The organism is Serratia sp. TSA_130.1 (assembly GCF_052691795.1).
Map to the genome: position 1 here is coordinate 1 of NZ_JBQZFS010000008.1, position 25500 is coordinate 25500.

At 53.3% G+C, this 25500-nt stretch carries 44 protein-coding genes; 6 read left to right on the forward strand and 38 right to left on the reverse strand.

Annotated elements, in window-relative coordinates; genetic code table 11:
• Positions 1-298 precede the first annotated feature (298 nt).
• Complete coding sequence (locus tag ACUTQY_RS21645) at positions 299-841, forward strand: gamma carbonic anhydrase family protein (protein ID WP_033645236.1); 543 nt, start codon at positions 299-301, stop codon at positions 839-841.
• A gap of 42 nt (positions 842-883) precedes the next feature.
• Here the strand turns inward: ACUTQY_RS21645 and aroE are convergent, their stop codons facing one another.
• The 5 genes from aroE to dprA are packed head-to-tail and all read right to left on the reverse strand — an operon-like array spanning position 884 to position 4428.
• Positions 884-1702 carry a shikimate dehydrogenase gene (gene aroE / locus ACUTQY_RS21650; protein WP_046688552.1) on the reverse strand — a complete coding sequence of 273 codons (819 nt, stop codon included), beginning with the start codon at positions 1700-1702 and terminating at the stop codon, positions 884-886.
• An 11-nt stretch (positions 1703-1713) separates the two neighbouring features.
• Entirely contained in the window at positions 1714-2283 is a 570-nt protein-coding gene (gene tsaC / locus ACUTQY_RS21655; protein WP_033645237.1) for an L-threonylcarbamoyladenylate synthase type 1 TsaC, read from the reverse strand.
• Positions 2284-2290: 7 nt separating this feature from the next.
• Positions 2291-2836, reverse strand: coding sequence for a DNA topoisomerase family protein (locus tag ACUTQY_RS21660; RefSeq protein ID WP_019456195.1), 546 nt, complete (start codon positions 2834-2836; stop codon positions 2291-2293).
• A gap of 25 nt (positions 2837-2861) precedes the next feature.
• Positions 2862-3335 (reverse strand): DUF494 family protein Smg, encoded by a 474-nt coding sequence (smg, locus tag ACUTQY_RS21665; protein WP_025160381.1) that lies wholly within the window; start codon positions 3333-3335, stop codon positions 2862-2864.
• Entirely contained in the window at positions 3307-4428 is a 1122-nt protein-coding gene (gene dprA / locus ACUTQY_RS21670; protein ID WP_033652727.1) for a DNA-protecting protein DprA, read from the reverse strand. The genes smg and dprA overlap by 29 nt, the downstream gene beginning before the upstream one ends.
• Before the next feature lie 133 nt (positions 4429-4561).
• Here dprA and def point away from each other — a divergent pair, with 133 nt between their 5' ends.
• The 5 genes from def to mscL all read left to right on the forward strand — a co-directional run bounded on the left by def (position 4562) and on the right by mscL (position 9379).
• A complete protein-coding gene (gene def, locus ACUTQY_RS21675) occupies positions 4562-5071 on the forward strand; it encodes a peptide deformylase (protein ID WP_015379260.1) in 510 nt (169 codons plus the stop codon).
• A 17-nt stretch (positions 5072-5088) separates the two neighbouring features.
• On the forward strand, positions 5089-6033 hold the full coding sequence (gene fmt / locus ACUTQY_RS21680; RefSeq protein WP_046687909.1) for a methionyl-tRNA formyltransferase: 945 nt from the start codon (positions 5089-5091) through the stop codon (positions 6031-6033).
• A gap of 72 nt (positions 6034-6105) precedes the next feature.
• Entirely contained in the window at positions 6106-7395 is a 1290-nt protein-coding gene (gene rsmB / locus ACUTQY_RS21685; RefSeq protein ID WP_046687910.1) for a 16S rRNA (cytosine(967)-C(5))-methyltransferase RsmB, read from the forward strand.
• Positions 7396-7448: 53 nt separating this feature from the next.
• Entirely contained in the window at positions 7449-8825 is a 1377-nt protein-coding gene (trkA, locus tag ACUTQY_RS21690) for a Trk system potassium transporter TrkA (protein ID WP_004929716.1), read from the forward strand.
• Between the two features lie 137 nt (positions 8826-8962).
• The gene (gene mscL, locus ACUTQY_RS21695; RefSeq protein ID WP_015379263.1) at positions 8963-9379 is read left to right on the forward strand and encodes a large-conductance mechanosensitive channel protein MscL; all 417 of its coding nucleotides are present in this window, start codon (positions 8963-8965) and stop codon (positions 9377-9379) included.
• Positions 9380-9437: 58 nt separating this feature from the next.
• Here the strand turns inward: mscL and ACUTQY_RS21700 are convergent, their stop codons facing one another.
• The 33 genes from ACUTQY_RS21700 to bfd form a co-directional block, all read right to left on the reverse strand.
• Entirely contained in the window at positions 9438-9644 is a 207-nt protein-coding gene (locus tag ACUTQY_RS21700; RefSeq protein ID WP_004929720.1) for an alternative ribosome-rescue factor A, read from the reverse strand.
• A gap of 74 nt (positions 9645-9718) precedes the next feature.
• Positions 9719-10150 (reverse strand): Zn(2+)-responsive transcriptional regulator, encoded by a 432-nt coding sequence (zntR, locus tag ACUTQY_RS21705; RefSeq protein WP_016930321.1) that lies wholly within the window; start codon positions 10148-10150, stop codon positions 9719-9721.
• Positions 10150-10524 (reverse strand): DnaJ family domain-containing protein, encoded by a 375-nt coding sequence (locus ACUTQY_RS21710; protein WP_046687911.1) that lies wholly within the window; start codon positions 10522-10524, stop codon positions 10150-10152. The genes zntR and ACUTQY_RS21710 overlap by 1 nt, the downstream gene beginning before the upstream one ends.
• 148 nt (positions 10525-10672) lie before the next feature.
• Entirely contained in the window at positions 10673-11062 is a 390-nt protein-coding gene (rplQ, locus tag ACUTQY_RS21715; protein WP_004929726.1) for a 50S ribosomal protein L17, read from the reverse strand.
• Positions 11063-11102: 40 nt separating this feature from the next.
• Positions 11103-12092 carry a DNA-directed RNA polymerase subunit alpha gene (locus tag ACUTQY_RS21720; protein WP_002919219.1) on the reverse strand — a complete coding sequence of 330 codons (990 nt, stop codon included), beginning with the start codon at positions 12090-12092 and terminating at the stop codon, positions 11103-11105.
• A 25-nt stretch (positions 12093-12117) separates the two neighbouring features.
• Positions 12118-12738 (reverse strand): 30S ribosomal protein S4, encoded by a 621-nt coding sequence (gene rpsD / locus ACUTQY_RS21725; RefSeq protein ID WP_004929729.1) that lies wholly within the window; start codon positions 12736-12738, stop codon positions 12118-12120.
• A gap of 30 nt (positions 12739-12768) precedes the next feature.
• Entirely contained in the window at positions 12769-13158 is a 390-nt protein-coding gene (rpsK, locus tag ACUTQY_RS21730) for a 30S ribosomal protein S11 (RefSeq protein WP_004929731.1), read from the reverse strand.
• 16 nt (positions 13159-13174) lie between these two features.
• Positions 13175-13531, reverse strand: a complete 357-nt coding sequence (rpsM, locus tag ACUTQY_RS21735; protein WP_004929734.1) for a 30S ribosomal protein S13 — start codon at positions 13529-13531, stop codon at positions 13175-13177.
• A 148-nt stretch (positions 13532-13679) separates the two neighbouring features.
• The gene (rpmJ, locus tag ACUTQY_RS21740) at positions 13680-13796 is read right to left on the reverse strand and encodes a 50S ribosomal protein L36 (RefSeq protein WP_002227352.1); all 117 of its coding nucleotides are present in this window, start codon (positions 13794-13796) and stop codon (positions 13680-13682) included.
• A 33-nt stretch (positions 13797-13829) separates the two neighbouring features.
• Positions 13830-15161, reverse strand: coding sequence for a preprotein translocase subunit SecY (gene secY, locus ACUTQY_RS21745; protein WP_004929740.1), 1332 nt, complete (start codon positions 15159-15161; stop codon positions 13830-13832).
• Between the two features lie 7 nt (positions 15162-15168).
• Positions 15169-15603 (reverse strand): 50S ribosomal protein L15, encoded by a 435-nt coding sequence (gene rplO, locus ACUTQY_RS21750; RefSeq protein WP_004929742.1) that lies wholly within the window; start codon positions 15601-15603, stop codon positions 15169-15171.
• A 3-nt stretch (positions 15604-15606) separates the two neighbouring features.
• The gene (gene rpmD, locus ACUTQY_RS21755; RefSeq protein WP_048232028.1) at positions 15607-15786 is read right to left on the reverse strand and encodes a 50S ribosomal protein L30; all 180 of its coding nucleotides are present in this window, start codon (positions 15784-15786) and stop codon (positions 15607-15609) included.
• A 6-nt stretch (positions 15787-15792) separates the two neighbouring features.
• Positions 15793-16293 (reverse strand): 30S ribosomal protein S5, encoded by a 501-nt coding sequence (gene rpsE / locus ACUTQY_RS21760; RefSeq protein WP_004929747.1) that lies wholly within the window; start codon positions 16291-16293, stop codon positions 15793-15795.
• 14 nt (positions 16294-16307) lie between these two features.
• Positions 16308-16661, reverse strand: a complete 354-nt coding sequence (gene rplR / locus ACUTQY_RS21765) for a 50S ribosomal protein L18 (RefSeq protein WP_004929748.1) — start codon at positions 16659-16661, stop codon at positions 16308-16310.
• 9 nt (positions 16662-16670) lie between these two features.
• Positions 16671-17204, reverse strand: coding sequence for a 50S ribosomal protein L6 (gene rplF, locus ACUTQY_RS21770; protein WP_004929751.1), 534 nt, complete (start codon positions 17202-17204; stop codon positions 16671-16673).
• Between the two features lie 14 nt (positions 17205-17218).
• Positions 17219-17611 carry a 30S ribosomal protein S8 gene (gene rpsH, locus ACUTQY_RS21775; protein ID WP_004929753.1) on the reverse strand — a complete coding sequence of 131 codons (393 nt, stop codon included), beginning with the start codon at positions 17609-17611 and terminating at the stop codon, positions 17219-17221.
• Between the two features lie 30 nt (positions 17612-17641).
• Positions 17642-17947, reverse strand: coding sequence for a 30S ribosomal protein S14 (gene rpsN / locus ACUTQY_RS21780; RefSeq protein WP_004929754.1), 306 nt, complete (start codon positions 17945-17947; stop codon positions 17642-17644).
• Positions 17948-17960: 13 nt separating this feature from the next.
• Positions 17961-18500 carry a 50S ribosomal protein L5 gene (rplE, locus tag ACUTQY_RS21785; RefSeq protein WP_004929756.1) on the reverse strand — a complete coding sequence of 180 codons (540 nt, stop codon included), beginning with the start codon at positions 18498-18500 and terminating at the stop codon, positions 17961-17963.
• Between the two features lie 14 nt (positions 18501-18514).
• A complete protein-coding gene (gene rplX / locus ACUTQY_RS21790) occupies positions 18515-18829 on the reverse strand; it encodes a 50S ribosomal protein L24 (RefSeq protein WP_004929758.1) in 315 nt (104 codons plus the stop codon).
• A gap of 9 nt (positions 18830-18838) precedes the next feature.
• Positions 18839-19210, reverse strand: a complete 372-nt coding sequence (gene rplN / locus ACUTQY_RS21795; RefSeq protein WP_000613954.1) for a 50S ribosomal protein L14 — start codon at positions 19208-19210, stop codon at positions 18839-18841.
• A 172-nt stretch (positions 19211-19382) separates the two neighbouring features.
• A complete protein-coding gene (rpsQ, locus tag ACUTQY_RS21800; RefSeq protein ID WP_004929760.1) occupies positions 19383-19637 on the reverse strand; it encodes a 30S ribosomal protein S17 in 255 nt (84 codons plus the stop codon).
• Entirely contained in the window at positions 19638-19829 is a 192-nt protein-coding gene (rpmC, locus tag ACUTQY_RS21805; RefSeq protein WP_004929762.1) for a 50S ribosomal protein L29, read from the reverse strand.
• A complete protein-coding gene (gene rplP, locus ACUTQY_RS21810) occupies positions 19829-20239 on the reverse strand; it encodes a 50S ribosomal protein L16 (RefSeq protein ID WP_004929764.1) in 411 nt (136 codons plus the stop codon). Before rplP ends, rpmC begins: the two co-directional genes overlap by 1 nt.
• Positions 20240-20251: 12 nt before the next feature.
• A complete protein-coding gene (gene rpsC / locus ACUTQY_RS21815) occupies positions 20252-20950 on the reverse strand; it encodes a 30S ribosomal protein S3 (protein WP_004929766.1) in 699 nt (232 codons plus the stop codon).
• A gap of 17 nt (positions 20951-20967) precedes the next feature.
• Positions 20968-21300, reverse strand: coding sequence for a 50S ribosomal protein L22 (rplV, locus tag ACUTQY_RS21820; protein WP_002223844.1), 333 nt, complete (start codon positions 21298-21300; stop codon positions 20968-20970).
• 14 nt (positions 21301-21314) lie between these two features.
• Positions 21315-21593 carry a 30S ribosomal protein S19 gene (gene rpsS, locus ACUTQY_RS21825; protein WP_004929772.1) on the reverse strand — a complete coding sequence of 93 codons (279 nt, stop codon included), beginning with the start codon at positions 21591-21593 and terminating at the stop codon, positions 21315-21317.
• Between the two features lie 14 nt (positions 21594-21607).
• Positions 21608-22432 carry a 50S ribosomal protein L2 gene (gene rplB / locus ACUTQY_RS21830; RefSeq protein WP_004929775.1) on the reverse strand — a complete coding sequence of 275 codons (825 nt, stop codon included), beginning with the start codon at positions 22430-22432 and terminating at the stop codon, positions 21608-21610.
• A gap of 18 nt (positions 22433-22450) precedes the next feature.
• Positions 22451-22753 (reverse strand): 50S ribosomal protein L23, encoded by a 303-nt coding sequence (gene rplW / locus ACUTQY_RS21835; RefSeq protein WP_004951179.1) that lies wholly within the window; start codon positions 22751-22753, stop codon positions 22451-22453.
• Entirely contained in the window at positions 22750-23355 is a 606-nt protein-coding gene (rplD, locus tag ACUTQY_RS21840; RefSeq protein WP_004929779.1) for a 50S ribosomal protein L4, read from the reverse strand. The genes rplW and rplD overlap by 4 nt, the downstream gene beginning before the upstream one ends.
• Positions 23356-23365: 10 nt before the next feature.
• Positions 23366-23995 carry a 50S ribosomal protein L3 gene (rplC, locus tag ACUTQY_RS21845; protein ID WP_015379265.1) on the reverse strand — a complete coding sequence of 210 codons (630 nt, stop codon included), beginning with the start codon at positions 23993-23995 and terminating at the stop codon, positions 23366-23368.
• A 32-nt stretch (positions 23996-24027) separates the two neighbouring features.
• Complete coding sequence (rpsJ, locus tag ACUTQY_RS21850; protein ID WP_001181005.1) at positions 24028-24339, reverse strand: 30S ribosomal protein S10; 312 nt, start codon at positions 24337-24339, stop codon at positions 24028-24030.
• A gap of 381 nt (positions 24340-24720) precedes the next feature.
• Positions 24721-25200 carry a bacterioferritin gene (bfr, locus tag ACUTQY_RS21855; RefSeq protein WP_033645244.1) on the reverse strand — a complete coding sequence of 160 codons (480 nt, stop codon included), beginning with the start codon at positions 25198-25200 and terminating at the stop codon, positions 24721-24723.
• Between the two features lie 73 nt (positions 25201-25273).
• Positions 25274-25468, reverse strand: a complete 195-nt coding sequence (gene bfd, locus ACUTQY_RS21860; RefSeq protein WP_015379266.1) for a bacterioferritin-associated ferredoxin — start codon at positions 25466-25468, stop codon at positions 25274-25276.
• Positions 25469-25500 lie beyond the last annotated feature (32 nt).

The window sequence follows — 25500 nt, forward strand, 5'->3', positions numbered from 1 at the left end:
TACGCTTTCCTCTTTCAGAGTCAACCCTAATTTTCAGGATTTTTTCTCTTTCTTCCCGGCCGCTGTGTGAAGTGAATCACTTGCGCCGTGTCGATGGAGGCGCATTATAGGGATCCGAGTTTTTTGCACAACCCCTTTTTTGATCTTTTCTTTCTGTTTGCACACTTTTCAGCCCTTCCGAGTGGATCTTGTGCGATCAGGGCCATTTTCCGCAGGATCCGGCGCTGCGATTGGTTGTAATTCCATCGTCAGAGTCTAGTATTGCCGGTAAATATGATCCCGACGTGAGGCAAGCACCATGTCCGATGCAGTACGTTCTTATCTTCAATACACCCCCAAACTCGGTCAGCGCGTCTTGATCGATCCTTCCAGCGTCGTCATCGGCGACGTCGATCTGGCGGATGACGTCAGCATCTGGCCGCTGGTCGCCATTCGGGGCGACGTCAATGCGGTAAAGATCGGCGCACGCAGCAACATACAGGACGGCAGCGTACTGCATGTGACTCACCGCTCCGAACATAACCCCGACGGTTATCCCCTGTTGATTGGAGAAGACGTGACCGTAGGCCATAAAGCGATGCTGCACGGCTGCGCCATCGGCAACCGGGTGCTGGTCGGTATGGGATCGATCCTGCTGGACGGTGTAGTAGTAGAAGACGACGTGATGATTGGTGCCGGCAGTTTAGTGCCGCCGGGCAAACGCCTGGTCAGCGGCTATCTCTATATGGGCAGCCCGGCACGCCAGGTTCGGCCGTTGACCGCCGCCGAGTTGGAAGGATTGCTTTATTCTTCGAACAACTATGTACGCTGGAAAGATGAATACCTGTCGGAAGACATCTGACGGACGCCCCGTTCCCTATAAATAAAGAGAACGGGGCAGGATTTATGCCGCCAGTTCGCTGCGCAACTGGCGCAATACCGGCTCGATCTCTGGCATCACGCCGTGCCAAAGTTGGAAAGCATGCGCCGCCTGCCCCACCAGCATGCCCAGCCCATCGGCATATTCCGTTGCCCCCTGCTGCTGCGCCCAGGCCAGGAATGGCGTAGCGCCCTGCTGATAGAACATGTCATAGCAACGAGTGTGTGCATTAACTACGCCCGCCGGCAACGCCGGGATCTCTCCGCTGATGCCGGACGCCGTCGCATTGATCACCAGTTCGAACGCTTGCTGATCCAATTGATCCATCGGCGCCGCCGAGATCTCCCCCAGATGCCGAAAAGCGTCTGCCAACGCCTGGGCTCGGCTGAAGGTGCGGTTGGTGATCGTTAGCCGACAGCCGAAAGACAGCAGCGGCAGGATCACGCCGCGCGCTGCGCCGCCGGCGCCCACCAGCAGGATGCGATCCTGCGGCCGGATCAATTGCTGACGCTGTAGATCGGTCAGCAACCCGATGCCGTCGGTGTTATCCCCCAACAGCTCGCCATTAGGCAATACCTTCAGGGTGTTGACCGCACCGGCCATCGCTGCGCGCTCGCTCAGCTCAGAAGCGGCCGAATAAGCACGCTCCTTGAAAGGCACCGTGACGTTCGCCCCCAGCCCTCCGGCGCGGATAAACGCCTGCAGGCTGGTTTCAAAACCGTCTAACGGTGCCAACACCGTCCCATAAGGATGCTCAATGCCGGTCTGGGCAGCAAACAGCGCATGAATTCGCGGCGACTTGCTGTGGCCGATAGGGTTGCCAAATACCGCAAACTTCTCCATGCCCATTACCTCTAGCCCTGACGGATCTGTTCACCGGTCAGAACGTCTCTGATTTCGGAAGGATTAAGACGGCCACCCACCTTGCCGCGCAATACCGGGAAAGCTTCGCCGAACTGCCGCGTAACCTCATCCGCACTGCGGCATGGCTCCAGCCCACTGAGATTGGCGCTGGTCGACACCAGCGGCTTGCCATACTGCCGGCACAGCTGCTGCACCAACGGATGATCGCTGACGCGCACCGCCAGCGAGCTGAAGCGTCCGGTCAGCAAACGCGGCGTCTCCGGCCGAGCGGGCAAAACCCAGGTTACCGGCCCAGGCCAGCTGGCAAACATCGTCGTGCGCTGCTGTTCGCTGAGCGCACTGTCGTCGATATAAGGCTTAAGCTGTGCATAGTCGGCGGCGATCAAAATCAGCCCCTTTTCCCACGGCCGCTGTTTCAGCGCCAGCAATGCATTGACCGCCTGCTCGCTGTCGGGATCGCAACCCAGGCCGAATACGGCTTCTGTGGGATACGCAATCACCTGCTGTTGATGCAAAGCATCGATGATAGATAAAAGGTTCGGGCTTAATTCTGAGTTCATGATGTGATTATTCTGTAGTCGCGACGGGTTTTCCGCACAGCTTGCTGGCACAGCACAGGACGGGGCCTTTTGCCGTGCGCTTTTCCATCAGCAGCGGATAATGGCAATAGGCGCACTCACCGGCGACAGGTTTAACATTGAGGGCAAACTGGCATTCCGGGTAACGATCGCAGGAATGAAAAACTTTGCCGTAACGCGACTTGCGCTGCAGCAGTTTGCCTTGGCCGCACTGCGGACAGGTAATGGCGGTTTCGTCAGGCTTATCGATCACTTCAGTGTGATCGCACTGCGGATAATCGCTGCAGCCGATAAACATGCCATAGCGCCCCTGGCGCAGCACCAACGTCGCCTGACATTTCGGGCACTGTTGCCCATCCAAGACCTTAACGATATGTCCATCGGCCTGCGCTTTCAGCGGCCGAATATATTGGCATTCAGGGTACTGGGAACAGCCGAGGAAGGGGCCGTGGCGACCGCTACGGATCACCAGTTCGGCCCCGCATTCCGGACAGGGTTCATTTTGCCTGGCGGCAAAAATCGCGTTTTTTGTCATAACGTCTTCTATGCGCGTTATCGGCTCAATGCAGATAACCTTCGTTCACTTCAAACAACAGTTCTTCCATTTGCTGATAGGCGCTTTCATATCCGGGGATATTAAACAGCACCATCAACACGACCCATTTCAGATCTTCGAGATCGAATTCCGCATTATCCAAAGCCATAACGCGGTCGATAACCATTTCACGGGTTTCGAGGTTCAATACCTGAATCTGTTCCAGGAACAGGAGAAAACCACGGCAGCCGGCGTCCAGACGTGCACCTTCTTCTTCGGTGTAGATCCGCATTGCCAGCGGATCGGCATCCATAAAGTAAGGGGCATTTTGACCCTCTTGCAGGTCAGCCAACTTCTCAAGCCAATTCAACGCGTTGTAGATATCATCCCGATGAAACCCCGCCTGAGCGAGATCATCGGTCAGTTGATCCTGATCGACGCGCATCTCTGGTTCATTGTGGATATAAGTTTCAAACAAGTACATGAGTACGTCGAACATGGCTTGCCCTCCTTATTCGGACATAGCCGCCGGGTACAGCTGCGATCCACCCTGCTAACTCCAGCTCGAGTAACTTGATTACCACCACTGGCACAGGTTGGCCGGCACGTTCAGCGACGACGTCAACAGGTGTCACCTCATCTCCTACGTTAGCCAACACATCGCCAAATGGCAATTCAACTTCAGCTTGCGACGCACAAATAGTTGTATTTTCGTTCAGTGACAGCCATTGAAGGCCGCTTCCCAGCAATTCGGCGATATCTTTCGGCCCGGTGACCAGATGCGCGCCCTGCTGGATTAACCAATGCGTCCCCTCACTCATCGGGTTTCCTAATGGCCCAGGCAAGGCGAATACCTCACGCCCCTGCTCCAACGCGTAGCGAGCCGTCACCAGGGTACCGCTGCGCAGCGAAGCTTCTATGACCAGAACCCCCAGGCTGAGCCCGCTGATAATGCGGTTACGGCGTGGGAAATGGTCGGCCAGAGGCAAATCGGTGACTAAATGATCTGAAATCACGGCGCCGCCCTGCTCGACTATCTGCTCCGCGAGCCGGCGGTGCCGGCGCGGATAGATATTGCCCAGCCCGCTGCCCAACACCGCAATCGTGCAGCCATCGGCCGCCAGCGCCGCACGATGGCAAATGCCGTCGATGCCGATCGCCAAACCGCTGGTGATGGTGAAACCGCAACGCGCCAACTCCTCGGCGAAATGGTTCGCCCAGCGCTCGCCGTAATGGCTGAACTGCCGGCTGCCGACCATAGCGAGCTGAGGTTGCAACAGCACCCGAGGATCGCCCTCGATCAGCAGAAACAGCGGCGCGTCGTCGATCTGAGCCAGGTTTTCAGGATAGCCGGGCGCCCCATAGTTCAGCATACGGTGCGCCGGCTCCTCCAGCCAACGCAGGGTGGCCGCCAGATAGACGGGATCCACTCGGTTGAACTGTGCCTGCTGCCGTTCGTTCAATCCCAGCTCATGCAACACGCGGCGAGGCTCGCCACTCATTTGCGATAACTGTCGCACGAGCCGACTGGCCACGACGGTCTGTAGCCCCGTGACTCCCCGCATCCGTAAAGCGATCTCTTCCGGCCGCATCGTCTGTTCCCTCAGCAAAAACGGTGGTATTGCCAATCTGAGCAATTGGTGCGCAATGCTGTCAATCAGGTCGGGAAATGTCTAGAATAGAGGTTAAACCTCGTTCATTACTCGGATACAGATCTAAAGATATATGTCAGTCTTGCAGGTATTACATTTCCCAGACGAGCGTCTGCGCAAAGTCGCAGCGCCGGTAAAAGAAGTCAATGCAGATATCCAGCGCATCGTGGATGATATGTTTGAAACCATGTACGCAGAGGAAGGCATTGGCCTGGCTGCGACTCAGGTGGATATCCATCAGCGCATTATCGTGATCGACGTCTCCGAGAATCGCGATCAGCGCCTGGTGCTGATCAACCCGGAGCTGCTGGAAAAAAGCGGCGAAACCGGCATCGAGGAAGGCTGTCTTTCCATTCCCGAGCAGCGTGCGCTGGTGCCGCGCGCCGCGCAGGTGAAGATCCGCGCGCTGGATCGCGAAGGCAAACCTTTCGAGCTGGAAGCGGACGATCTGCTGGCGATCTGCATCCAGCACGAGATGGATCACCTGATGGGTAAACTGTTCGTCGATTACCTGTCGCCGCTCAAGCGTCAGCGCATTCGTCAGAAACTGGAAAAAATGGCCAAGCTTCAAGCCCGCGCCTAACCGATCAGGAAATCAACGTGTCTGACTCTTTACGGATTATTTTCGCCGGAACACCAGACTTCGCAGCGCGTCATCTTGACGCGCTGTTGTCATCTGAGCACCAGATTGTCGGCGTATTCACTCAACCCGACCGTCCGGCAGGCCGCGGCAACAAGCTAACGCCCAGCCCGGTCAAAATGCTGGCCGAACAACACCAATTGCCGGTATTTCAGCCTAAATCGCTGCGCCCCGAAGAGAACCAGCGTCTGGTGGCGGATCTCAACGCCGACGTGATGGTGGTGGTTGCCTACGGGTTGATTCTGCCGCAAGCGGTGCTGGATATGCCGCGTCTTGGCTGCATCAACGTACATGGTTCGCTGCTGCCTCGCTGGCGCGGCGCGGCGCCGATCCAGCGTTCGCTCTGGGCCGGTGACAGCGAAACCGGCGTGACTATCATGCAGATGGATGTCGGTCTCGATACCGGTGACATGATGCACAAGATCGCCTGCCCGATTGAGAGCAGCGATACCAGCGCCAGCCTCTACGACAAGCTGGCGCAGCTCGGCCCGCAGGGCATGCTGACGACGCTGCGCAAAATGGCCGACGGCAGCGCCACCCGCGAAGTGCAGGACGAGTCGCAGGTCACCTACGCCGAGAAGCTGAGCAAAGAAGAAGCTCGCCTGGATTGGACACTGTCCGCCGCACAGCTGGAGCGTTGCATCCGCGCCTTCAACCCTTGGCCGATAAGCTACTTCACCATCGATGAGCAACCGGTGAAAGTGTGGCAGGCCAGCGTAATGGCGGAAAGCGCCAACGCGGAGCCGGGCACCGTTGTCCATGCCGACAAGCACGGCATTCAGGTGGCGACCGCCGACGGTATCCTCAATCTGATCCAATTGCAGCCCGCCGGCAAGAAACCGATGTCGGCGCAAGACCTGTTAAATTCACGTCGTGAATGGTTTACCCCGGGTAACCGGCTGTAAGTCACCCCACTGCCCGGCCGTTCATCGCCGGGCCGTTATTTTCTTAATGCCGATCGTTATCAGCTTCAGCCTATGAAAAATAATTACAATCTCCGCAGCATCGCTGCCAAAGCCATCGGCCAGGTGCTGGATCAAGGGCAGTCACTGAGTACTGTTCTGCCGGCGCTGCAAACCTCCATCAGCGATAAAGACCGCGGGTTGCTGCAGGAACTGTGCTTCGGCACGTTACGCGTACTGCCGCAGCTCGAATGGTGCATTCAGCAATTAATGGCCAAACCGCTGACCGGCAAGCAACGTACACTTCACTATTTGCTGATGGTCGGCCTGTATCAGCTGTTGTATACCCGTATCCCGGCGCACGCCGTGCTGGCAGAAACCGTGGAAGGCGCGGTAGCGCTGAAACGCCCGCAGTTGAAAGGCCTGATTAACGGTGTCTTGCGGCAGTTCCAGCGCCAACAGGAAGAGCTACTGCAGCGCGCCGCCAACAATGACAGCCGCTATCTGCACCCGAGCTGGTTGCTGAAACGTATTCAACAGGCTTATCCCGCCAACTGGGAACAGATCGTCGACGCCAATAACCAGAAGCCGCCGATGTGGCTGCGCGTCAACCGCCTGCATCACACCCGTGAGGCTTACCTGCAGCTGCTGACCGACGCCGGCATCGCCGCGGAGCCTCATGCAGACTATGCCGACGCAGTGCGGTTGCTGGCACCTTGCGCCGTGACCGATCTGCCAGGGTTCGCCGACGGCTGGGTCACCGTGCAAGATGCCTCAGCCCAAGGCTGTGTTGATCTGTTGGATCCACAAGACGGTGAACAGATCCTCGATTTGTGCGCCGCGCCCGGCGGCAAAACCACGCATATTCTGGAAGCGGTGCCGAAAGCACAGGTTATGGCCGTCGATATCGACGAACAGCGTCTGGCGCGGGTGAAAGAAAACCTGCAGCGTCTGCGTTTGCACGCAGAGGTTAAACTGGGCGATGGCCGCACACCGCAGCAATGGTGCGGTGACAAGCAGTTCGACCGTATCCTGCTGGACGCGCCTTGTTCGGCCACCGGCGTGATCCGCCGTCATCCCGACATCAAATGGCTGCGCCGCGATCGCGACATCGCCGAACTCGCCGCCCTGCAAGCCGATATCCTGGAGGCCGTCTGGCCGCATCTGAAATCAGGCGGCGTGATGGTTTACGCAACCTGCTCTATTCTGCCGGATGAAAACAGTAGTCAGATCGCCGCGTTCTTGCAGCGCCATGCCGATGCCAAGCTGGTTGAAACCGGCGATGCGCAGCGGCCGGGACGGCAGAATATCCCGCATCCCGAGGACGGCGATGGCTTCTTTTACGCTAAGCTGATTAAAATGTAATTCTTCAGGGTGCCCACGCGCCCTAAGTCTTTCAGTGTGAAGCAGAGAACACGATGAAAATAATTATTCTTGGTGCCGGGCAGGTTGGCGGGACGCTGGCGGAAAACCTGGTAGGTGAAAACAACGATATCACCGTCGTCGATACCGACTCCGGCCGGTTGCGTCAGCTGCAGGATAAATTCGATCTGCGAGTGGTTCAGGGACATGGTTCTCACCCCCGGGTGCTGCGCGAAGCTGGCGCAGAAGATGCCGACATGCTGGTCGCCGTCACCAACTCCGACGAAACCAACATGATCGCCTGCCAGATCGCCTATTCTCTGTTTAATACCCCCAACCGTATCGCCCGTATCCGCGCGCCGGAATATATCCGCGAGTCGGAGAAACTGTTCCTGCCGGAAGCGGTGCCGATCGACCATCTGATTTCGCCGGAGCAGCTGGTCATCGACTATATCTACAAGCTGATTGAATACCCCGGCGCGCTGCAGGTGGTCAACTTCGCCGAAGGCAAGGTCAGCATCGCCGCGGTTAAAGCCTATTACGGCGGCCCGCTGGTCGGCAATGCGCTCTCTTCGATGCGCGAACACATGCCGCATATCGACACTCGCGTCGCCGCCATTTTCCGCCAGGATCGGCCGATTCGTCCGCAAGGCTCGACCATTATCGAAGCCGGTGATGAAGTGTTCTTCGTTGCCGCCTCACAGCACATTCGCGCGGTGATGAGCGAACTGCAACGGCTGGAAAAACCTTATAAGCGCATCATGATCGTCGGCGGCGGCAACGTCGGCGCCGGCCTGGCCGCCAAGCTGGAGAAAGACTATAACGTCAAACTCATTGAGCGCAATCAGCAACGTGCCGCCGAACTGGCCGAGCAGTTGCACGATACCATCGTGTTCTACGGCGATGCCTCCGACCAGGAACTGCTGGCCGAAGAGCACGTCGAGCAAGTGGATGTCTTCATCGCCATCACCAACGACGATGAGGCCAACATCATGTCGGCTATGCTGGCCAAGCGCATGGGCGCCAAGAAAGTGATGGTCTTGATCCAGCGGCGCGCCTATGTCGATCTGGTACAAGGCAGCGTGATCGATATTGCCATTTCACCGCAGCAGGCAACCATCTCCGCGCTGCTTGGGCATGTGCGCAAAGCGGATATCGTCAGCGTTTCATCGCTGCGCCGCGGCGTGGCGGAAGCGATCGAGGCGATTGCCCACGGCGATGAAAGCACGTCCAAAGTGGTTGGCCGCATCGTTGAAGATATCAAGCTGCCACCGGGTACCACCATCGGCGCTATCGTTCGTGGCGACGACGTCATCATCGCTAACGGCAACAGCAAAATCGAACAGGGCGATCATGTCATCATGTTTATTACCGACAAGAAATTCGTGCCGGACGTTGAACGCCTGTTCCAACCGAGCCCGTTCTTCTTGTAGAACGAATTTATTTGGCGATGGTCTATAATCGCGTAGTTGTTCTCTGCCTTGAGAGGAGATAAAACTTCTCTCCTTTTGTGGCAAAGGGAAATTGCTTTGTTAAACTTGAGTTATTAATTCTGCAAGGGGTGCGTTCTATGAGTATGTTGAAAGAGTTTCGCGAATTTGCCATGCGCGGCAACGTGGTCGATCTGGCCGTCGGTGTGATTATCGGTGCCGCGTTCGGCAAGATTGTTTCATCCTTCGTCGCTGATATCATCATGCCTCCGCTGGGCTTACTGATCGGCGGTGTCGACTTTAAACAGTTCCATCTGGTATTACGTGAAGCTCAGGGCGCCGTACCGGCGGTGGTAATGAACTACGGTTCATTCATCCAAACCGTATTTGACTTCGTGATTGTCGCCTTCGCCATCTTCCTGGCGATTAAATTGATGAACAAAATGCGCCGCAAACAAGAAGAAGCTCCGGCAGCGCCGCCAGAACCTACTGCAGAAGAGAAACTGCTGACGGAAATCCGTGATTTGCTGAGCCAGCAACAGCAGCCAAAACTGTAAGACAGCATTTGGTTATGCCAATAAAAAGCCACCGGATGAAGGTGGCTTTTTTAATGCCTTAAAACCAGAAGGCCAGTGGTAAATTATCGTTTGATAGTTTGCCACTGGCCTCCCAGTTACCGCCTTTGTTGTGTTTTTCTTTACGTCGATAGCTGCCTTTGCCTTTCACATTCTTTTCTACCCGCTGACGGAATAGCGGGTCATGCAGAAGCGCCTCAATGGCGTTATCTTGAATCTGGCCTTTGGTATGACGATATTTCGTCATGATAATGCTCCTGTAAAATATGAGGGATAAAACGGGGCGATAATACTGCCGGCGATATAAAAATTAAAGTGCCGTCAGCAACCTTTTTTGCCTTTGTCATCGCTGGCGCCCTGTTCCAAAGCTTCCAGGATCGAACAGTAGTTGCTGGTATGGGCGGTACCGCAGCAGGCGTCGCTCAGCCGTTTCAACGATTCACGCATCCGGGTCAGCTCCGCCAACTTGCTTTCCACTTCGCTCAGGCGCGCATCAACGATAGACTTCGATTCCTGGCAGGTGTGATGTTCCGGATCGACCCGGATCGACAGCAGCTCGGCGATCGTTTCCAGAGTAAAGCCCAACTGCTTGGCATAGCGGATAAAACGCAGCCGCTGCAGATCCTGCTCGGTGTACAGCCGATAACCGCCTTCAGTACGGACATTGTGATCCATCATGCCCTGCTTTTCATAGTAACGCACGGTATCCGGCGTCACTTCGGCAAGCTTGGCCAACTGACCTATCTTGAACATTACTTCTCCTCTCGGGTGAGTTTACCGTCCAGCGCACGCTGATATTCGCCATGCAAGAAGTCCGTGCTCATTCCAGCGTGACGCAACCGATGTTCCAGCAGCGCCATGCGCTTGCTGAGATCGACATAGTCCGGATGCTCACTGTTGATCCCTTGCAGTAAGTGAGCAACGGTTAATGCCTCTTTGCGATCTTCCAGCGCCGGCGGCAGATATCCGGCATTTTTCAGCAGGCGGTAACCGGCGCGTAGCTCAGCAGGCACCGCGCTGTCATCGTCCAGCACGAGCGGTTGTCCCTGGCCGGGCAGATTGTCGAACTCGCCTTTATTCTGGGCATCAAGGATATGACGTTCCGCCCATTGGTCGAGCAACCCCATAACAGACAGCCTCAGTGAGCTTATTGAATGAGTCTAAGCATAACGGATAGGAGCGGGGATCTTAAGCTCGCCGGGGGAATTGAGCACATTTGGCTGGATTTGGACGTAAAAAAACCGGGCAAGCCCGGTTTTTTTACGCGTCTACAGATTACTCTGCAGTTGCTACTTCTGCTTGAGACTCAGCACGATCAACCAGCTCGATGTATGCCATCGGCGCGTTGTCGCCTGCGCGGAAGCCACACTTCAGAATGCGAGTGTAACCACCGGCACGGCTCGCGAAACGCGGGCCCAGCTCGTTAAACAGTTTTGCCACGATCTCGTTATCACGAGTACGGGCGAATGCCAGACGACGATTAGCTACGCTGTCGGTCTTGGCAAGAGTAATCAGCGGCTCAACAACGCGACGCAGCTCTTTTGCTTTTGGCAGGGTCGTCTTGATGATCTCATGACGAACCAAAGAGCCGGCCATGTTACGGAACATAGCCTGGCGATGGCTGCTGTTACGGTTCAGTTGACGACCACTCTTACGATGGCGCATGACCTTATCCTTCTCAGTAAAACCTTAACCTGTGATCCGGTTACTCGTCAGCAATGCTTGCCGGCGGCCAGTTTTCCAGGCGCATGCCCAGAGACAGACCACGTGAGGCCAGCACGTCTTTAATCTCGGTAAGAGATTTTTTACCCAGGTTTGGCGTTTTCAGCAACTCAACCTCGGTACGCTGTACCAGATCACCGATGTAGTGGATAGCTTCTGCCTTGAGGCAGTTAGCAGAGCGGACAGTCAATTCCAGATCGTCAACAGGGCGCAGCAAGATCGGATCGAATTCCGGTTTCTCTTCTTTAACTTCCGGCTGACGTACATCACGCAGGTCAACGAAAGCTTCAAGTTGTTCAGCCAGAATGGTGGCCGCACGGCGGATCGCCTCTTCAGGATCGATCGTGCCATTGGTCTCCATCTCGATGACCAGCTTATCCAAGTCAGTACGCTGTTCTACACGCGCAGCTTCAACATTGTAGGCGATACGCTCTACAGGGCTGTAGCAGGCGTCAACCAACAGACGACCGATTGGGCGCTCATCTTCTTCCGAATGAATTCGGGCAGAAGCCGGCACATAACCGCGACCGCGCTGAACTTTGATACGCATGCTGATAGCCGCGTTCTCATCAGTCAGGTGGCAGATCACGTGCTGAGGCTTGACGATTTCGACATCACCATCATGGGTGATGTCGGCAGCGGTCACAGGGCCAATGCCAGATTTATTCAGGGTAAGAATAACTTCGTCTTTGCCTTGAACTCTCACCGCCAGCCCTTTCAGGTTGAGCAGGATCTCCAGGATATCTTCCTGTACGCCTTCTTTGGTGCTGTACTCATGCAGTACACCATCAATCTCAACCTCGGTCACCGCGCAACCCGGCATAGATGAAAGCAGAATACGGCGCAGTGCGTTGCCAAGAGTATGGCCAAAGCCACGCTCTAAAGGCTCAAGGGTCACCTTGGCGTGCGTCGAACTGACTTGCTCGATATCTACCAGGCGCGGTTTTAGAAACTCTGTCACAGAACCCTGCATTGTGTCCTCTCTTTGGTACTAAGCTTTACTTGGAGTAAAGCTCGACGATCAGGTGTTCGTTAATGTCCGCAGACAGATCGGTACGTTCAGGCATACGCTTGAACACGCCTTCCATCTTAGCAGCATCAACTTCCAGCCAAGTCGGCTTTTCACGCTGCTCAGCCAGCTCCAGAGAAGCTTTAACACGAGACTGCTTTTTAGCTTTCTCGCGGATGCTGACTACGTCATTCGGAGATACCTGATAAGAAGCGATGTTAACAACGCGACCGTTTACCATAACTGCTTTGTGGCTAACCAGCTGACGTGACTCTGCACGAGTAGCGCCGAAGCCCATACGGTAAACAACGTTGTCCAGACGACCTTCCAGCAGCTGCAACAGGTTTTCACCGGTGTTGCCCTTCAGGCGGGTTGCTTCTTTGTAATAGTTACGGAATTGACGCTCCAGAATGCCGTACATACGGCGAACTTTCTGCTTCTCACGCAACTGAACACCGTAATCAGACAGACGCGGTTTACGCGCACCGTGCTGACCAGGTGCTTGTTCAATTTTACACTTGGAATCGATCGCGCGAACGCCAGACTTAAGGAACAGGTCTGTGCCCTCACGACGGCTCAGCTTGAGCTTAGGACCCAAATATCTTGCCATTTTCTTTCTCCAACAATCCTAAAAGCTGCGTTACACGCGGCGCTTTTTCGGCGGACGACAACCGTTATGAGGGATCGGAGTCACATCAGTAATATTAGTGATGCGGAAACCAGCCGCGTTCAGAGCGCGGATAGTAGACTCACGACCAGGACCAGGTCCTTTAACCATAACTTCCAGGTTCTTGATACCGTATTCTTTTACTGCGTCAGCACAACGTTCTGCTGCAACCTGTGCTGCGAACGGAGTGGACTTACGAGAACCACGGAAACCGGAACCACCGGCTGTTGCCCAACCCAAAGCATTACCCTGACGATCAGTGATGGTAACGATGGTGTTGTTGAAAGAAGCATGGATATGAGCCACGCCGTCAGAGACTTGCTTTCTTACACGCTTACGTGTACGAACAGGTGCCTTTGCCATTATTCAATAACCCCGATTATTTCTTGATCGGCTTGCGCGGACCCTTACGGGTACGAGCGTTGGTCTTGGTGCGCTGACCGCGTACCGGCAGACCACGACGATGACGCAAACCACGATAGCAACCAAGGTCCATAAGACGCTTGATGCTCAGGGTAATTTCACGACGCAAATCACCCTCAACGGTGTATTTGGCAACTGCATCACGAAGCTTTTCGATTTGCTCTTCAGACAGCTCACTGATCTTAACATTTTCAGCAATACCCGTGGATGCACAGATAGCCTGTGAACGGGTTTTACCGATACCGAAGATCGACGTTAAGGCGATAACGGTATGTTTATGATCAGGAATGTTAATGCCTGCTATACGGGCCACTATGCACTCCTACTATTTTATACAGCAACACCATTCTGAAAAGCCCGTTTTCAGGATACTCAAATAGTGTTGCAGTGCGACATACAAAAGATTGGCTGGCTAATCTAGCCAGCTCAACCCAACTTTGCAAGAAAAATATGCGAGATAATCAGCCTTGACGCTGTTTATGCTTCGGCTCGGCGCTGCAAATCACACGAACGACACCGTTACGCTTAACGATTTTGCAGTTACGACATAATTTCTTGACGGAAGCACGAACTTTCATTTTTACTCTCCGTAACTTCTCAAACGAATCTGACTAGCGGTTATAGCCTTTCAGATTTGCTTTCTTCAATGCAGACTCGTACTGACTTGACATCATCAGAGTTTGCACTTGAGCCATAAAGTCCATGATGACGACAACCACGATCAGTAGCGAGGTACCACCAAAGTAGAATGGTACTTTCATTGCATCACGCATGAACTCCGGGATCAGGCAGATGAAAGTAATGTACATCGCGCCCACCAGGGTTAAACGCGTCATTACTTTATCGATATACTTCGCCGTTTGCTCTCCCGGACGAATTCCTGGTACGAAGGCACCGGACTTCTTCAGGTTATCTGCTGTCTCACGCGGGTTGAATACCAACGCCGTGTAGAAGAAACAGAAGAAGATGATTGCAGACGCATAGAGTAACACATAAAGCGGTTGCCCTGGCTGCAAATACAGCGAAATCGTAGTCAGCCAGTTCCAACCGGTACCGCCCCCAAACCATGATGCAATCGTGGCCGGGAACAGAATAATGCTGGAAGCGAAAATCGCCGGGATAACACCCGCCATGTTCACTTTCAACGGTAAGTGTGTACTCTGTGCTGCATAAACACGACGACCTTGTTGACGCTTCGCATAGTTAACGACGATACGACGTTGACCACGCTCAATGAAAACAACGAAGAAGGTTACTGCAAACACCAATACTGCAACCAACAGCAGCAGGAGGAAGTGCAGGTCGCCTTGCCGCGCTTGCTCGATAGTATGGGCCACTGCCGGCGGGAGCCCCGCTACAATACCCGCGAAGATAATGATCGAGATACCGTTGCCGATACCGCGCTCAGTAATCTGCTCACCCAGCCACATCAGGAACATTGTCCCGGTGACCAAGCTCACAACCGCAGTAAAGTAGAATGCAAAGCCTGGGTTTAACACCAGGCCCTGCATACCAGGCATATTCGGCAGACCGGTAGCAATACCGATCGACTGGAATATGGCCAATACCAGCGTACCGTAACGGGTGTACTGACTAATCTTGCGACGGCCAGCCTCCCCTTCTTTCTTGATTTCCGCCAACGCCGGATGAACCACCGTCAGCAGCTGGATAATGATCGACGCCGAAATATACGGCATGATCCCCAGAGCAAAGATAGAAGCACGGCTGAGGGCACCACCAGAGAACATGTTAAACATTTCAATGATAGTGCCTCTCTGCTGCTCAAGCAATTTGGCAAGCACAGTGGCATCGATACCAGGAATCGGAATGAAAGAGCCGATGCGGAAGACAATCAGCGCGCCGATGACAAACAAAAGTCTGCGCTTCAGCTCGCCGAGCCCGCCTTTAGCACTTTGAAAATCTAATCCTGGTTGCTTAGCCATCTGCTACTTATTCCTCAATTTTACCGCCAGCAGCCTCGATAGCAGCACGAGCGCCTTTGGTGACACGCAGACCACGCAGGGTTACCGGACGAGCGACTTCGCCAGAAAGTACAACTTTCGCGAATTCGATCTGGACACCAACTACGTTAGCGGCTTTCAGCGCGTTCAGGTCGATAACATCGCCTTCAACCAGAGCGAGTTCAGACAGACGAACTTCTGCCGTGATCATCGCTTTGCGTGAAGTGAAGCCGAATTTCGGCAGACGACGGTACAGAGGCATCTGACCACCTTCGAAACCACGACGTACGCCACCGCCAGAACGAGACTTCTGACCTTTGTGACCACGGCCGCCGGTTTTACCCAGGCCAGAACCAATACCACGACCTACACGCTTAGGCGCATGCTTGGCACCTTCAGCCGGAGACAGAGTATTTAAACGCATCTGTTACTCCTCAACTTTAACCATGTAGGAAACCAGGTTGACCATACCGCGAACAGCAGGAGTATCCTCGCGCTCTACGGTGTGACCAATACGACGCAGACCCAGACCGAGCAGAGTAGCTTTATGCTTCGGCAGACGGCCAATTGAGCTGCGAGTTTGTGTAACTTTAATAGTCTTAGCCATGGTCAATTACCCCAGAATGTCGGCAACGGATTTACCACGCTTAGCAGCGACCATTTCAGGAGACTTCATATTCGCCAGAGCGTCGATAGTTGCACGAACCACGTTGATCGGGTTGGTGGAACCATAAGCTTTAGCCAATACGTTGTGCACCCCAGCAACTTCGAGAACGGCGCGCATTGCACCGCCCGCGATGATACCGGTACCTTCATGAGCAGGCTGCATGAACACGCGAGAACCCGTGTGAGCGCCCTTAACAGGGTGCTGCAGGGTGCCGCTGTTCAGCGCGACGTTCATCATGTTGCGACGGGCTTTTTCCATCGCTTTCTGGATCGCTGCTGGAACTTCGCGTGCTTTGCCGTAGCCAAAACCAACGCGACCGTTACCATCACCAACTACAGTCAGTGCGGTAAAGCTGAAAATACGGCCACCTTTTACGGTTTTAGATACGCGGTTTACCGCGATCAGCTTTTCCTGCAGTTCGCCAGCTTGTTTTTCGATGTGAGCCATCTTAAACCTCTTCCTTAGAACTGAAGGCCAGCTTCACGGGCAGCATCTGCCAGTGCCTGGACTCGACCATGATATTGGAAACCGGAACGGTCAAAGGATACTTTCGCAATCCCTTTTTCCAACGCGCGCTCAGCCAGAGCTTTACCTACGGCTGCTGCTGCGTCTTTGTTACCGGAATACTTCAGTTGCTCCGCGATAGCTTTTTCTAAAGTAGAAGCGGCTACCAGTACTTCAGAACCGTTTGGAGCAATCACCTGTGCGTAAATGTGACGCGGGGTACGATGTACCACCAGGCGGGTTGCACCCAGCTCTTGGAGCTTGCGGCGTGCGCGGGTCGCACGACGGATACGAGCAGATTTCTTATCCATAGTGTTACCTTACTTCTTCTTAGCCTCTTTGGTACGCACGACTTCGTCGGCGTAACGAACACCCTTGCCTTTGTAAGGCTCAGGACGACGGTAAGCGCGCAGATCTGCTGCTACCTGGCCAATTACCTGCTTATCAGCGCCTTTCAGCACGATTTCAGTTTGGCTTGGGCATTCAGCAGTGATACCTGCCGGCAGCTGGTGATCGATAGGGTGAGAGAAGCCCAGGGCCAAATTCACCACGTTGCCTTTAACGGCAGCACGATAACCAACACCTACCAGTTGAAGCTTCTTGGTGAAGCCTTCGGTAACACCAACAACCATTGCGTTCAGCAGAGCGCGCGTGGTACCCGCTTGGGCCCATGCGTTAGCAAAACCTTCGCGCGGAGCGAAAGTCAGTGCGTTAGCTTCTTGCTTCACTTCAACGGCGTCGTGGATAGTACGAGTCAACTCGCCGTTTTTACCCTTAATCGAAATAACCTGACCGTTGAGTTTTACCTCTACGCCGGCAGGAATGACGACGGGTGCTTTTGCAACACGAGACATTCTTTCCTCCCGAATTAAGCTACGTAGCAGATAATCTCGCCACCAAGACCAGCCTGGCGAGCTGCACGATCGGTCATAACACCTTTAGAGGTAGAAACAACAGCGATACCCAAACCGGCCATAACTTTTGGCAGCTCATCTTTTTTCTTGTAGATGCGCAGACCTGGACGGCTGATACGTTGAATGCTTTCTACCACAGCTTTGCCCTGGAAGTACTTCAGTACCAATTCCAGAACAGGCTTGGCGTCGCCTTCGATTTTGAAATCTTCAATAAAACCTTCTTCCTTCAGCACGTTGGCAATTGCCACTTTCAGCTTGGAGGAAGGCATGGTGACCGCAACTTTGTTCGCGGCTTGACCGTTACGGATACGGGTCAGCATATCCGCGATCGGATCTTGCATGCTCATCTGTCTTTACTCCCGTGATTCAATTGGTAATTACCAGCTAGCCTTTTTCAAGCCTGGTACTTCACCGCGCATAGCGGCTTCACGAAGCTTAATACGGCTCAACCCGAATTTGCCCACATAACCATGTGGACGGCCAGTTTGGCGGCAGCGTTTACGCTGACGAGACGGGCTGGAATCACGCGGCAGAGTTTGCAGCTTGAGAACGGCATTCCAACGATCTTCATCGGATGCGTTCACATCAGAGATAATAGCTTTCAGTTCAGCGCGTTTTGCAAAGAACTTGTCAGCTAATTTCACGCGCTTGACTTCGCGTGCTTTCATTGATTGCTTAGCCATCAGTAACCCTGCCTTACTTGCGGAACGGGAAGTTAAAAGCAGCCAGCAGCGCGCGGCCTTCATCATCAGATTTCGCAGTAGTGGTAATGGTAATATCCAAACCACGAACGCGATCGACTTTGTCGTAGTCGATTTCTGGGAAGATGATTTGCTCACGCACGCCCATGCTGTAGTTGCCACGGCCATCGAATGACTTGGCGGACAGGCCACGGAAGTCACGGATACGTGGAACAGCAATGGAGATCAGACGCTCAAAGAACTCCCACATGCGTTCGCCACGCAGAGTTACTTTACAGCCGATCGGATAGCCCTGACGGATTTTGAAGCCTGCAACGGATTTGCGGGCTTTGGTGATCAACGGTTTTTGACCGGAGATAGCTGCCAGGTCCGCTGCTGCGTTATCCAGCAGTTTCTTGTCAGCAATCGCTTCACCAACACCCATGTTCAGGGTGATCTTCTCGACCCGAGGGACTTGCATGACAGAGTTGTAATCAAACTGAGACATCAGTTGTTTGACTACCTCGTCTTTGTAGTAATCATGCAGTTTCGCCATCGTATTACTCCAAATTACTTGATAGTTTCGCTGTTAGATTTGAAGAAACGGACTTTTTTGCCGTCTTCGAATCTAAAGCCTACACGGTCAGCCTTGCCGGTAGCCGCGTTGAAGATAGCAATGTTAGAAACCTGAATTGCAGCTTCTTTCTCAACAATGCCGCCTGGTTGGTTCAGAGCCGGAACCGGCTTCTGGTGTTTCTTAACCAGGTTGATGCCTTCAACAATGACCTTGCCAGCAGACAGGACATTTTTTACTTTACCGCGCTTACCTTTGTCTTTCCCGGTAATCACGATAACTTCGTCATCACGACGGATCTTCGCTGCCATGTTCGCTCCTTAGAGTACTTCTGGTGCCAGAGAGATAATTTTCATGAACTTCTCATTACGCAGTTCACGAGTTACCGGCCCAAAAATACGCGTACCGATTGGCTGCTCGCTGTTATTGTTCAAAATAACGCATGCATTGCCATCGAAGCGAATGACAGAACCGTCCGGGCGACGTACACCCTTCTTGGTGCGCACCACTACCGCCTTCAGAACATCGCCTTTCTTCACCTTACCGCGAGGAATTGCTTCCTTGATGGTAATTTTGATGATGTCGCCGACGCCTGCGTAGCGACGGTGCGAGCCACCTAGAACCTTGATACACATTACGCGACGTGCACCGGAGTTGTCGGCGACGTTCAGCATAGTCTGTTCTTGGATCATTTTAGTGCTCCGCTAATGTCAACTACTACTTTAAAGACCCAAGTAAAAATTAGGCCGTTGAAAAGCCCCATAACCGAGGGCGCAGCATTATAACACCGCTTACTTGGTATGGGTAGAAAAAATAAACGGCTCATTTTCTGAGCCGTTTATTAAGTGAGAGCCAGCTACTCTATTACAGAATCGCTTTCTCTACAACGCGAACCAACGTCCAGGACTTGGTCTTGGACAGTGGGCGGCATTCGCGGATTTCAACCACGTCGCCGGTACCACATTCGTTGTTCTCGTCATGTACGTGCAGCTTGGTCGTACGTTTGATGAATTTCCCGTAGATTGGGTGCTTCACAGTACGCTCGATAGCAACAACGATGGATTTCTCCATTTTATCGCTAACAACACGACCCTGCAGGGTACGGATAACTTCAGTCATTTACACACCCGCCTTTTGAGTCAGTAAAGTCTTAACGCGTGCGACGTCACGACGCACTTGTTTCAACAGGTGAGTTTGTTGCAGCTGGCCACTGGCCGCCTGCATGCGCAAGTTGAATTGCTCACGCAGCAGGTTGAGCAGCTCGGCATTCAGCTCTTCAACGCTTTTTTCACGCAGCTCTTGTGCTTTCATTACATCACCGTCTTAGTTACAAAGGTGGTTTTGATCGGCAGTTTCGCTGCTGCCAGTTTGAATGCCTCGCGGGCAACCTCTTCTGGCACGCCGTCCATTTCGTACAGGACCTTACCAGGCTGGATCAGGGCAACCCAATACTCCACGTTACCCTTACCTTTACCCATACGCACTTCCAGCGGCTTCTCGGTGATCGGTTTGTCCGGGAATACACGGATCCAGATCTTGCCTTGACGCTTAACTGCACGAGTCATTGCACGACGAGCTGCTTCGATTTGACGAGCAGTCAGACGGCCACGGCCAACAGCTTTCAGACCGAAAGTGCCGAAGCTAACATCCGTACCTTGCGCCAGACCACGGTTGCGGCCCTTGTGCACCTTACGGAATTTTGTACGCTTTGGTTGTAACATCAGCGACTCTCCTTACTTGCGGCCTTTACGCTGCTGCTTTTTAGGTTGAGCAGCCGGTTCCGGTTGTTCAACTGCAGCCATACCACCCAGGATCTCACCTTTGAAGATCCATACCTTAACGCCGATTACACCATAAGTGGTGTGCGCTTCAGATGTGTTGTAGTCGATGTCCGCACGCAGAGTGTGCAATGGAACACGACCTTCGCGGTACCATTCGGTACGTGCGATTTCAGCGCCGCCAAGACGGCCGCTTACTTCAACTTTGATACCTTTAGCGCCAAGACGCATTGCGTTCTGTACTGCACGCTTCATAGCACGACGGAACATAACGCGACGTTCCAGCTGAGAAGTGATGCTGTCAGCAACCAATTTAGCGTCGAGTTCCGGTTTACGGACTTCGGCGATGTTGATCTGTGCAGGAACGCCAGCGATGTCCGCTACGACCTTGCGCAGTTTTTCGACGTCTTCACCTTTCTTGCCGATAACGATGCCTGGGCGAGCAGTGTGAATGGTCACACGGATGCTCTTCGCAGGACGCTCGATAACGATGCGAGAAACGGAAGCTTTCGACAGTTCCTTAGTCAGGAATTGACGAACTTTAAAGTCGCTGTCCAGGTTGTCAGCGAATTCTTTGGTATTCGCATACCAAGTAGAGTTCCAAGGTTTGACAATACCCAGGCGAATACCATTAGGATGTACTTTCTGACCCATTGCTAGTCTCCAGAGTCTCAGCGATCGGACACAACCACAGTAATGTGGCTGGTGCGCTTCAGGATGCGATCTGCACGACCTTTTGCACGCGGCATAATGCGCTTCATGCTTGGGCCTTCGTCTACGAAGATTTTCGTAACTTTCAGATCATCGATGTCAGCGCCATCGTTGTGTTCTGCGTTAGCAATGGCAGACTCCAGCACTTTCTTAACCAGACCAGCAGCTTTCTTGTTGGTGTAGGTCAGAGTTTCCAGAGCTTGCGACACTTTCTTACCGCGAATCAGGTCAGCAACAAGGCGAACCTTCTGAGCAGAAGAACGAGCGTGGCGATGTTTAGCGATAGTTTCCATCTCTTCCTCCTACCTTAGCGCTTTTTAGCTTTTTTATCAGCCGCATGGCCGCGATAAGTACGAGTCGGCGCGAATTCACCCAGTTTGTGACCGACCATTTCATCGGAAACGAACACTGGTACGTGCTGACGACCATTATGGACAGCGATGGTCAAACCGATCATGTTAGGAAAGATCGTTGAACGACGGGACCAAGTGCGCAAAGGCTTCTTGTCACCGCTTTCCACCGCTTTCTCTACCTTCTTCAGCAAGTGCAGGTCAATAAAAGGACCTTTCTTGAGAGAACGTGGCATGGCTTATCCTCTAATTATTTTTTGCTACGGCGACGTACGATGAACTTATCAGTACGCTTGTTGCTACGGGTCTTCTTACCTTTGGTCTGAACGCCCCACGGAGTTACCGGGTGCTTACCAAAGTTACGACCTTCACCACCACCGTGCGGGTGATCTACCGGGTTCATCGCCGTACCGCGAACGGTAGGACGAACACCACGCCAACGTGCAGCACCTGCTTTACCCAGAACGCGAAGCATGTGTTCAGCGTTACCGACTTCACCCAGGGTGGCGCGGCAATCAGCTGGAACTTTACGCATTTCGCCGGAGCGCAGACGCAGAGTTACGTAGGAACCATCACGAGCAACGATCTGAACGTAGGCACCAGCGGAGCGAGCCATCTGGCCGCCTTTGCCTGGTTTCATTTCTACGTTGTGAACCGTTGAACCAACTGGAATGTTGCGCATCGGCAGGGTGTTACCCGCTTTGATTGCAGCATCAACGCCAGATTGAATCTGGTCACCAGCTTTCAGGCCTTTCGGCGCCAGGATGTAACGGCGTTCGCCGTCTTTGTACAGAACCAGCGCGATGTTCGCGGAACGGTTCGGATCGTACTCCAGACGCTCAACCACAGCAGGGATACCGTCTTTGTTGCGCTTGAAGTCAACCAGACGATAATGTTGCTTGTGGCCACCACCGATATGACGGGTGGTGATACGGCCATTGTTGTTACGACCACCGCTTTTGCTCAGTTTTTCCAGCAGCGGGGCATAAGGTTTACCCTTGTGCAGCTCAGGGTTAACCACTTTAACAACGTGGCGACGACCCGGAGATGTAGGTTTACATTTAACAATTGCCATTGTTCTTACTCCTCCGACTTACTCTGCGCCGCCGATGAAGTCCAGATTCTGGCCTTCTTTCAGGGTGACGTAAGCTTTTTTCCAGTCGCTACGACGACCAACACGCTGACCGTGACGTTTCACTTTCCCTTTAACAACCAGGGTGTTCACGTCTTCGACTTCGACTTCAAACAGTTTCTGCACTGCAGCTTTGATTTCTGCTTTGGTCGCGTCTTTGGCAACTTTGAGAACGATGGTGTTGCTTTTTTCCATCGCAGCGGATGCTTTTTCAGATACGTGCGGTGCACGCAGCACTTTCAGCAAACGTTCTTCACGGATCATGCCAGCATCTCCTCAACTTGCTTCACAGCATCAGCAGTCATAACCACTTTGTCGAAGGCGATCAGGCTAACCGGATCGATACCTGCTACATCGCGCACGTCAACCTTGTACAGGTTGCGAGCTGCCAGGAACAGATTCTCATCCAGTTCACCGGTCACGATCAGCACGTCTTCCAGAGCCATATCTTTCAGTTTCTGTGCCAGCAGCTTAGTTTTAGGCGCTTCTACAGAGAACTTCTCGACAACGATCAGACGATCTTGACGTACCAGTTCGGACAGGATGCTTTTCAGCGCGCCGCGGTACATCTTTTTGTTTACTTTCTGACTGTGGTCCTGTGGCTTAGCAGCAAAGGTCACGCCGCCTGAACGCCAGATCGGGCTCTTTACAGAACCTGAACGCGCACGGCCGGTGCCTTTCTGACGCCATGGCTTTTTGCCGGAACCAGTTACTTCAGCACGGGTCTTCTGAGCACGGGTACCTTGACGGGCACCTGCTGCATAAGCAACAACAACCTGGTGTACCAGCGCTTCGTTGAAATCACGACCGAAGGTAGTTTCGGAAACAGTCAGCGCGCTTTGCGCGTCTTTCAATACTAATTCCATTGCTATCCCCTTACGCCTTCACAGCTGGTTTAACGATCAGGTTGCCACCGGTTGCGCCCGGTACAGCACCCTTAACCAGCAGCAGGTTGCGCTCAGCGTCAACACGTACTACGTCCAGGCTCTGAACGGTTACGCGCTCATCACCCAGGTGGCCAGCCATTTTCTTGCCTTTGAACACTTTGCCCGGAGTCTGGTTCTGACCGATAGAACCCGGAACGCGGTGAGACAAGGAGTTACCGTGGGTAGCGTCTTGGGTACGGAAGTTCCAGCGCTTAACAGTGCCAGCAAAACCTTTACCTTTAGAAGTACCGGTAACATCGACTTTTTTAACGTCAGCGAAGATTTCTACGCTAATTTCCTGACCTGCAGCGAATTCTTGACCTTCTTCCAGGCGGAATTCCCACAGACCACGGCCAGCTTCAACGCCAGCTTTAGCGAAATGGCCCGCTTCCGGCTTGGTTACACGGTTAGCTTTTTTGCTACCAGTGGTAACCTGAACGGCACGGTAACCGTCGGTGTCCAGGCTTTTAACCTGAGTCACGCGGTTCGCTTCAATTTCAATTACGGTTACTGGGATAGAAACGCCATCTTCAGTGAAGATACGGGTCATACCCACTTTTTTACCGACTAAACCAATCATTGTTTCAACCTCTCAATCGCTCAATGACCTGATTAACCCAGGCTGATCTGCACGTCTACACCGGCAGCCAGATCCAGACGCATCAGAGCATCAACGGTTTTCTCGGTTGGCTCAACGATGTCAACCAGACGCTTGTGAGTGCGAATCTCGTACTGATCGCGCGCGTCTTTGTTGACGTGCGGAGAGATCAGAACGGTAAAGCGCTCTTTGCGAGTTGGCAGCGGGATCGGACCACGGACTTGCGCACCAGTGCGCTTTGCAGTCTCGACGATTTCCGCGGTTGATTGATCGATCAGACGATGATCAAACGCTTTCAGGCGGATACGGATTCTTTGGTTCTGCATGAGACCAGAGCTCCAATTATTTATAAACGTAAATAATTACTCCTCACACCCATTTCGATTGATGGGGGAGTGTAATCGTCAACATATAACCCCCATATCGGGAGTATTGTTCGAAAGGCAAAAAAGGCCTGCCAATCGACTGATTCGCTAAAATCAGGCTTACCAAGATTAGGTAAGCCCGCGCATTATACGCAAAATGGCCCAGGAAGCAAGCCGCAGTTGGAAATATGCTCAGGAAATCGTCATTTTTGCGCGTTCAGTGGCAGTTGGCGTGTTAACACGGCGAACAGGGAATGAATTAGGCTTGGCGGGAACACTCTCCCCTGCCCCACCGAGAAAACGGCCGCCGGCAGGAGAGACGATGATGAATGGACGGAAGGCTTACTCTTTGCGCTCTAAAATCTGGGCCTGGGCATAGTTCTGAATACCGAGACGGGCAATCAGATCCAGCTCCGTTTCCAGCCAGTCGATATGCTCTTCTTCATCGGCCAGGATTTCAATCATCAAATCGCGGCTGACGTAATCGTGGATCGAATCGGCATAGGCGATGCCTTCGCGCAGGTTCTTGGCGCCCGCCAGCTCCAGCGCCAGATCGGAACGCAGCATCTCTTCGATGTCTTCGCCGATGTTCAGCTTGCCGAGATCTTGCAGATTCGGTATCCCTTCCAGGAACAGGATACGCTCGATGTAGCGATCGGCATGTTTCATTTCGTCGATCGACTCGTGATATTCCTTGTCGTTGAGGCGCATTAAGCCCCAATTCTTGAACATGCGGGCGTGCAGGAAATATTGATTGATGGCAACCAGCTCGTTGCCGAGCAATTTATTGAGGTGAGCAATGATCTTTTTATCGCCTTTCATAGGTAACTCCTCCTGGCCAGTTCTAAAAGTGTAGAACCTGTAAGCCAAGAGTCAAAAATAACCTTACCCTTTGTTAGGCAACTTCATGCATTGGGATGATAGTTCCGCGTTCCTCCACCATAATCTGTCTTGCCTGACGAATGCACTTTCCACAATCGGTACCAATCGGCACAAGTTCACGCAGTTGCTTCATGGTATGGGGATTGTGCTGACGCACCGCATTACGGATCGCTTTGTCAGTCACCGCATTACACAGACATACATACATAGAGAGACTCACTTCTTAACCAATGCATTGAG